Below are 8,853 nucleotides of genomic sequence, written 5' to 3' on the forward strand. Positions count from 1 at the left end.
AATGCATATTCTACGAAATATGATGAGATTTAACCCTATTTAGCATAGCGTTAAAATCTCATCGGTATGGCTATTCAAAGCTACTTTCGAGTTCTTCCAATTCCATCATCAATTCAAGCATTTGTTCTTCTGCCTGTGCCAATTTTGTTTTCAGATCATTTTGCTCATTCATGAGTTTGAGCAAATCATCTTTACGGTTGGCATCGTAAAGGGCAGGATCTGCCAGTTCGGTTTCAATTTCAGTCAGACGCGGTTGAATTTTTTCAATTTGCGCTTCGTATTTTTCAATATTTTTACGAATAGGGCGAGTTTGTTCACGGCGTTGTGCTGCCAGTTTGCGTTGAGCTTCTTTATCTACTTTGACTAGGTTAGTCTTGTTCTCAACCACTGGACTTGGATTGGATGGAGCTGTGTTGGATGTACCTTGCTTAAGCATGTCTGCACGAGCTTGGCGTAACCATTGGGCATAATCTTGTAAATCGCCTTCAAATTCTGTGCATTGTCCTGCATGAACCAAGAGTAAGTCATCGCAGACACTGGCAATTAATTGACGTTCGTGTGACACCAATACCACTGCACCTTCATAATCCTGTAATGCCATGGTTAAGGCATGTCGCATATCTAAGTCTAAATGGTTGGTCGGTTCGTCCAGAATCAGTACGTTAGGACGTTGCCAGACAATTAAAGCCAAAGCCAAACGTGCACGTTCACCTCCTGAAAAACTTTCACAAGGCGTGTCCATACGTTCGCCACTAAAACCAAAACTGCCTAAAAAGGCGCGTAAAGTGGCTTCGCTGATTTTTTTATCGGCAATGCGTGCCAGTTGTAGCATCGGGCTGGCGCTATCATCCAAAGCATCCATTTGATGCTGTGCAAAATAGCCAATATTGAGTAATTCTGAGGCTTTGCGAGTACCTGCCAATAACGCCAATTCACCCACTAAGGATTTAATTAAGGTCGATTTACCTGCGCCGTTCATCCCCAATAAACCAATACGACTGGTCGGGGTAATTTGTAGGTTAATTTTGCTGGCAATCACTTTGTCTGCATAACCAATGCTGACTTGTTCCAAGGTCAGTAAGGGTGAGCTCATTTTGGTCGGTTCACGGAAACTAAAGGTAAATGGTGTATCTACATGCGCAGGGGCAAGCAATTGCATGCGTTCCAATTGCTTGATACGGCTTTGTGCCTGCCGTGCTTTGGTGGCTTTGGCTTTAAAACGATCAATATATTTTTGTAAATGTGCACGGGTTTCTAATTGTTTTTCATACGCTTGTTGATGTTGTGCCAAGCGTTCACTGCGTGTGGTTTCAAAGGTTGAATAATTGCCTGTATATAAAGTCAGTTCACTATTTTCAATATGTAAAATATGATCGGTAATGGCATCTAAAAAATCACGGTCATGGGAAATCAGCACCAAAGTTCCCGCATAGGCTTTAAGCCAGTCTTCTAACCATAAAATTGCATCTAAGTCTAAGTGGTTGGTTGGTTCGTCCAGTAATAATAATTCGGAGCGACTCATTAAGGTACGCGCCAAATTTAAACGCATGCGCCATCCACCAGAAAAACTACTGACCGCCAAGCTGTTTTGATGTTCCATAAAACCTAAACCTGCCATCAGTTGTGCGGCTTTGGCGGGTGCGGTATAGCCATGAATTTCATCAAAACGACCATGCAAATGTGCAAGTTGGTCATTATTTAATTGTTCAGGATGTTGCAGTTGTTGTTGAATGTTCCAGTATTCTTCATCACCCGACAGCACAAAATCAATCGCAGGCAAATCCAATGCTTTAACTTCCTGTGCCATGTGCGCCACAGTCCAGCCTTGCGGACGGCTCAACGTACCTTCGTCTGGGGTTAAACTACCTAAAAGCGCAGCAAATAAACTGGATTTTCCTGCACCATTGACACCTGTAAGACCGACTTTCCAGCCTGGATGGATTTGCATAGACGCTTTTTGAAATAAAACACGTCCACCGCGGCGTAAAGAAACTTGGTCAAGTTGAATCATGGTGTTTACTGGTCACAACAAAAGTTGGGCATATTCTAATGGAAGCCCACCAGAAAACAAAAATAAGCCCAGTTTTATTTGTGATTTGCGAAAAATCTCTCTTGTGATGTTTAAAAATTATGATCTAACAACAGGCTTTTTTTATGACTTTGTAAACAAGCACAAAATACGTGCATGTTGGAAATGATCTTTATTTTGATCTAAATCTATAAAATATAAGTGAATTATGAAATAAAAATGATCGCTTAAATAAGGCAGTATAAGGTTTTGGCAGAATTGACAGATGAAATTCGAGTAAATGCTCTATTTTTTTAATTTGAACTTGCTTAATATTTGTTTCGTGTACGGACACTCAAAAATAAAAAAATCTGTAGAAGGATCGAAACAATGAAAAAAATATGGGTCAGCGCAACATTGACAGCATTCGCAGCGATCGGTTTCAGTGCTCAGGCGCAAGCAGCAAAAGTAGATGTATGTGTCTTTGACTTACTGGGTAAGTCAGGTGAATCTTTTCAGATGGCACAAGAGTGGGCGCTAGCAGCAAAAGGCTGGGGTGCAGAAGTCAATTTAATTCCACGTCAGGATGAAGCTGTCGCAGACAATGATTTTAAAGCAGGCAAATGTGATGGGGTATTTATGACCGCCATGCGTGCTCGCCAATACAATAAATTTGCAGGCTCGATTGATGCTTTAGGTGGTGCGCCAAGTAATGCGATTGCACAACGTGCCATCAGCTTTGCTTTAGATCAACGTAATGCAGCGAAAATGGTTACCAATTTAGGTGGCAAGAAATATGAAGTTGCGGGTATTTCACCTTTAGGTTCGGCCTTTATTTTTGTGCGCGACAAGAACATCAGCTCGATTGAAAAAGCAGCAGGGAAAAAGTTTGCGGTATTGGGCTATGACGATGCACAAAAAATTATGGTGCAGCGTGTAGGCGCGCAAGCCGTCATTTCTGATGTATCTAACTTTGTGGCGAAGTTTAACAATGGTCAGGTCGATATGGTCGGTGCGCCTGCCTATGCGTACAAACCTTTAGAAATCTACAAAGGTTTAGGCAATAATGGGGCAATGTTTAATTTCCCTGTATTACAAGTGACCGCAGACTTTGTGATTCGTCCTGAACAATTCCCTACGGGCTTTGGGCAAAAATCACGAGATTGGTTTGTAAAAAATCTGCCTAAAGCGATGAGTATGATTAATCGTTTGGAAGGTGAGATTCCAGCCAAATATAAAATGAACTTGAGCGCAGAAGATAAAACCAAATATCAAAAAATGCTGCGTGATGGACGTATGGATATGACCAAACGCGGCATTTATGACCCTGCCATGATGAGTGTGTTAAAACGCGCTCGTTGTTCTGTCGAAAAAACCAATTTTGAATGTTCACTAGGTGGTGAATAGATTGATTTTTAATAAAAAAGCCTAGATCTCTAGGTTTTTTATAATGAAAGATTCGTCAATTGAGCCATATCAGCCAAAAAATCAAAATTCGCTAATCTGAGCTTGATAAAAGAACAGTGATACTAAATTGAAGGTTTGGATCAACTGTGCGCAGAAAAACAAAAAATGGAAGGAACTAGAAATGAAACAATGGACGCAAGCTTTATTATTTGGCGCAGGCTTATCTTTAGTCGCTAGTGCAGCGCAGGCCAAACAAGTGGTCTGTGTATTCGATTTGGTCGGTAAAAACGGTGATGTCTATAACTTAATGCAAGACTATCAATTGGCGGCCAAAAACTGGGGTGCAGAGATTGAGTTACGCGTAGGTCAAAACGAAGGCGTGATTGCAGAAGATTTTAAAGCAGGAAAATGTGATGGTATTAGTGTGACGGGCATGCGTGGTCGTCAATTTAACCATTTTACAGGCTCATTGGATGCAATTGGCGCGATTCCAGATTTAAAACTGGCAGTCAAAGTCATGCAAGGTTTGGCAAGTCCTGCTTTCGCCAAATATATGCGCAATGGTCAGTATGAAGTTGCAGGTGTCATTCCTGTGGGCGATGCCTTTTTGATGGTGAATGACCGCAGTATTAATAGTGTCGCCAAAGCCGCGGGGAAAAAAATTGCTGTTTTAGATTATGACCAAGCGCAAAAAATTATGGTACAGCAAATTGGTGCGCAAGCAGTCAGTGCCGATGTCACCAATTTTGGCAGTAAATTTAACAATGGTCAGGTCGATATTATTGGTGCGCCTGCTGCAGTATTCCGTCCTTTGGAACTACATAAAGGCTTAGGCACTAAAGGCGCGATTGTGAATTATCCAATTTTACAGGTCACGGGCAATATCATTATCCGCTCAGATAAATTCCCTGCAGGTTTTGGGCAAAAATCACGTGAATGGGTGAAAGGGCAGTTACCACGTGCCTTTGGTATTTTAGGCAAAATGAAAGCCGATATTCCTGCAAAATATTGGATGCAAGTGCCTGCAGCAGATCAACCGGGTTATCAAAAAATGATGCGTGAATCGCGGATTGATTTAACTAAACGTGGTGTTTATGACAAACGCATGATGAAATTATTGTGGCAATTCCGCTGTAAAGAAGCGCCAACCAATTTTGAATGTGGCTTGCAGGACGAAAATTACAAATAATTGGAGAATCTTGAGGTAATTACTCAGAATTCACTTTAATTCTGCATCACCGTCCCAATATTGAGTATGCTATACTTGATAAGTGGTCTTTTTGCAGAAAAGACATCTGAATTGTACCTGAGGAAAATCCATCATGAATGCCCAAGCACTTGAGCTCACCGACAACGCTGCTAAAAAAGTTCGCCAATTGCGTGACAGTGAAGGTAATCAAGACTTAATGCTACGTGTATATGTGACAGGTGGCGGTTGTTCAGGATTTTCTTATGGCTTTAACTTTGCGGAAAGCCAAAATGAAGATGATGCAGAATTTGTGAATGGCGATGTAAAAATGCTGGTCGATTCACTCAGCTATCAATATTTAGTTGGCTCGGTAGTGGACTATATTGAAGGCTTGGAAGGTTCGCGTTTTGTGGTACAAAACCCGAATGCAACCACGACTTGTGGTTGTGGTTCTTCATTCTCAATCTAAGTATGATTTAAATATTTTTGAGTATCAGCATCTGAAAAAGTAGATTGATGCACTCAAAATGATCAAAGCCTTTCCTATATAGAAGAGGAAAGGCTTTTTTGTTGCTACTGATCTGGTTTAAAAGTGTATCCTTAAACCAAAGTCATGGTACCTAAAATGCGATCACCTTTAGCCCCTGTGACCGCAGGTAAATTGCCACTTAATTGCTGACAAAAACGCATTGCCAACCAAGCAAAGGCGGTGGCTTCGACCCATGTTGGGTTTAGCCCTAAATCGGCTGTACTTTGTACAGTCCATTGATGTTTGCGCAAACGCCAGCGCAATTGCTCTAGCAAATAAGAATTATAGGCACCACCGCCACAGACATAGACTTCACCTGTATCCATGCCTGAACGATAAATGGCTTTTTTAATCGCGCGGGTGGTGAGCTTTAATAAAGTCGCTTGAATATTTTCAGGATTATCTTCCAGCTCGTCATATTCCACATCATTGCGCCAATCGGCAACCTGTTCATCTAGCCATTCCAAGTTAAAGTCTTCGCGCCCTGTACTTTTGGGTGGTTCTTTAGAGAAAAAAGCATGGGCTTGTAAACGATCTAACAAGCTGCGAATCGGATGTCCATACGCAGCCCAATTGCCATTTTCATCATAAGGTTGTCCTGTGTAACGCTCACACCAAGCATCCATTAAAATATTGGCAGGCCCTGTATCAAAACCCGATACTGCTTCGGGCTGTCCTGCAGGCAACAAACTGACATTGGCAATGCCGCCTAAATTTAAAATTACCCGATGAATACTCGGATGTTGGAATAAGTTTTGATGGAAAGCGGGCACTAACGGTGCGCCTTGTCCGCCTGCAGCCATGTCACGACGACGAAAATCTGAAATTACAGGAATTTGGGTGATTTCGGTGATGATGTTCGGATCACCAATTTGTAAAGTAAAAGCATGTTCAGGACGATGACGAATGGTCTGGCCATGCGAACCAATCGCTTTAATTTGAGATTTATCCAGTTTATTTTTTTCAATCAGGCTGTTAATACCATGTCCAATCATGGTGGCTAAAGCCACATCTGCTTTGCCCATGCGGTCAATTTCATTGTCACCTGGCAAAGTCAGTGCCATGAGTTCGTCACGTAAATCGGGATCAAACGGCAAAGTCAGGGTCGCGTGGAGTTGCAGTGGATCAAAAGAAGCAGCAACAAGATCGACACCATCCATACTTGTGCCCGTCATTACCCCAATATAGATCGCTGTCATGGTTATTCTATAGCCTGCAATATGCTGAAAAAGTGTTAGTATATCGCACAAATTGAATAACTGATGTGTTTGGATTTCGTGATGTCAAATTTCCTGCCGGCTGAAGAACAACTTGCCCTCATTCAACGAGGCACGCATGAAATTATTTCTGAAGAAGATCTTCTAAAGAAATTAAAAGAGAATCGTCCTTTAAAAATTAAGGCGGGGTTTGACCCGACTGCACCTGATTTACACTTGGGGCATACGGTATTAATCAATAAATTAAAAGTATTCCAAGACTTAGGTCACGAAGTATTTTTCTTGATTGGCGATTACACTGCCATGATTGGTGACCCAACAGGTAAAAGTGCTACACGTCCGCCGTTGTCACGTGAAAAAGTCTTGGAAAATGCCAAAACGTATCAGGAACAAGTTTTTAAAATTCTTGATCCAAATAAAACCAAAGTGGTGTTTAACTCTGAATGGTTTGCAACAAAAACTGCAGCAGACTTAATTCAGTTGGCATCGCAGCAAACCGTAGCGCGTATGTTGGAACGTGATGACTTCACCAAGCGTTATAACAACCAGCAACCGATTGCGATTCACGAATTTTTGTATCCGTTGGTACAAGGTTATGACTCGGTGGCATTACAAGCCGATGTAGAATTGGGCGGTACAGACCAGACCTTTAACTTGTTGATGGGACGTACCTTGCAAGGTCGTTATGATCAGGAAGCGCAAGTTTGTATTACTGTGCCAATTCTTGAAGGCTTAGATGGCGTGAATAAAATGTCTAAATCTTTAGGCAACTATATTGGCGTATTTGATGCACCGGGTGCGATGTATCAAAAAGTCTTGTCGATGCCTGATAGTCTGATTGAGCGCTATTTTGAGTTACTCAGCTTCAAGTCGATGGATGAAATTGAAATTTTGCTTAAAGAAATGGCAGAAGGTCGTAATCCGCAAGAAATCAAAAAGATTTTGGCACTCGAATTGGTTGAGCGTTTCCACGGCAGCGAAGCTGCAGCCAATGCGCATAAAGGTGCAGGTAATATCATTACCGAAGGTGAATTACCTGAAGGTACGCCAGAAGTGACGATTTCACGTGCTGAATTTGGTGGTGAATTATTTATTGCTTCTATTGTACGTGCTGCAGGTTTAACCAAAAATGCCGCACAAGCCAAAGATGCTGTTGCACGTGGCGCAGTAAAAGTAGATTGGAATGTGGTCGACGCAGGTTTCTCGGTCAAAGAAAACGCAACATATATTATTCAGGCGGGTAAAAAAGCCATTGCCAAAGTCACATTTACGGACTAGATCCATTCTAAGTGATTGAAATAAAAGCAGGCTTCGGTCTGCTTTTATTTTCTGTTTGGTATATTAATTATATGAATAAGTAAATTCAAAAAAAACCTTATAAAAACAACACTTAAATTTTGCCAAGCAGCTTGCATTTTTGCTCAGTTATGTATAAGATTTACCCATCTAGACACAGTGTACAAAACAGATCTAGAGGGTACTTATAACTATAGCTCCACAATTTACAAGTCCCTTCCCCAAGGGACTCTTTTTTTTCGTATAACTATAATAACGATATATGGATCGCATATAGATTCAACTCCGAGGGAGAGATTTTGGGAGAGATCTCTTTCTTTTTTTTGCCTCTAGTTTTGTTGTATTTTATATCTAAAGGTAAAATGTAAGATTACTTCTCTTTGTTTTATAAAAATATTCTTAAAACTTTAAGACCTAATTCAAATTTCAAAGCTACTTATATATGGTAAAACATCTTGTAAGTAGTGCATGTGGATGGCGCGATCTAAACTTGCCGAATAGAAGAGTAGGTTTGTCAACTTGAAGTCGGTAATGCAAATGCTAAGCATCAACTTTGAATTAACGGACAAAACCACCAAGCTGACATGAAATCAATGCTAGATGTACGCCGTATGTAGGAATATTATTTTGGATAATGCAAAAGCATTTTTGCAGAGATGTAAAATTTTTTAGATGTCGCAAGACAAAAAGAATCATATACATTGGCAATCGTTGATTACAGCCTGCAAAACTTGACCGATTTGAGTCCATAAAAGTATGGATGAAAAAGTCCTGTTTACTTTGTAGATGGGAGTTTTTATTTAAATTTGATGAAAAAATAGCTAAAAAATTAAAAAACCAAGCATTTTTGTAGAAAAAAAATACATACGTGAAAAATATTCTAATTTTGGGCTTGCAAAGATTTTGAAATCCCCTAGAATGCACTCATCCCGACGCGAAACAGCCTACGAACTTAGCTTACAGGGTTAAGTTGTTAGAAGTGTTTTGCGTTAAAATTTCTGCTGACGAGGCAGAAATTAAGATCATTAAGAGATTATGAAGAACAACTTGTGTGGATTTTTACTGATTGATTAATCGAAGATATTTCATTGATTGATTGGTTTAAATTACTCGAAGTTTATTTGAGCGAAATTTAAGTCAGAAAATTGATGAGCCAGATTTGGAAGTTTAGATTAAAACTTCAAAATGATTTTAACTGAAGAGTTTG

General features: G+C 40.4%; 6 protein-coding genes. 4 read left to right on the forward strand and 2 right to left on the reverse strand.

Annotation, left to right across the window (positions count from 1 at the left end; translation table 11 throughout):
* Positions 1-70: 70 nt before the first annotated feature.
* Entirely contained in the window at positions 71-2,011 is a 1,941-nt protein-coding gene (locus FTT71_RS11615; RefSeq protein ID WP_104852778.1) for an ATP-binding cassette domain-containing protein, read from the reverse strand.
* 387 nt (positions 2,012-2,398) lie between these two features.
* Here FTT71_RS11615 and FTT71_RS11620 point away from each other — a divergent pair, with 387 nt between their 5' ends.
* The 3 genes from FTT71_RS11620 to erpA all read left to right on the forward strand — a co-directional run bounded on the left by FTT71_RS11620 (position 2,399) and on the right by erpA (position 5,073).
* Positions 2,399-3,415 (forward strand): putative solute-binding protein, encoded by a 1,017-nt coding sequence (locus FTT71_RS11620; protein WP_167845624.1) that lies wholly within the window; start codon positions 2,399-2,401, stop codon positions 3,413-3,415.
* 181 nt (positions 3,416-3,596) lie between these two features.
* The gene (locus FTT71_RS11625; RefSeq protein WP_167845625.1) at positions 3,597-4,604 is read left to right on the forward strand and encodes a putative solute-binding protein; all 1,008 of its coding nucleotides are present in this window, start codon (positions 3,597-3,599) and stop codon (positions 4,602-4,604) included.
* Between the two features lie 133 nt (positions 4,605-4,737).
* Positions 4,738-5,073, forward strand: a complete 336-nt coding sequence (gene erpA / locus FTT71_RS11630; RefSeq protein ID WP_004969742.1) for an iron-sulfur cluster insertion protein ErpA — start codon at positions 4,738-4,740, stop codon at positions 5,071-5,073.
* A gap of 131 nt (positions 5,074-5,204) precedes the next feature.
* Here erpA and FTT71_RS11635 read toward each other — a convergent pair whose 3' ends face one another.
* The gene (locus tag FTT71_RS11635) at positions 5,205-6,332 is read right to left on the reverse strand and encodes an anhydro-N-acetylmuramic acid kinase (protein ID WP_004969740.1); all 1,128 of its coding nucleotides are present in this window, start codon (positions 6,330-6,332) and stop codon (positions 5,205-5,207) included.
* Between the two features lie 63 nt (positions 6,333-6,395).
* On the opposite strand from FTT71_RS11635, the gene tyrS reads away from it, so the two are divergent.
* Entirely contained in the window at positions 6,396-7,628 is a 1,233-nt protein-coding gene (gene tyrS / locus FTT71_RS11640) for a tyrosine--tRNA ligase (protein WP_162164701.1), read from the forward strand.
* Positions 7,629-8,853 lie beyond the last annotated feature (1,225 nt).

The sequence above is a fragment of the Acinetobacter sp. YH01004 genome (assembly GCF_013420455.1).
GTDB classification, from domain to species: domain Bacteria; phylum Pseudomonadota; class Gammaproteobacteria; order Pseudomonadales; family Moraxellaceae; genus Acinetobacter; species Acinetobacter towneri.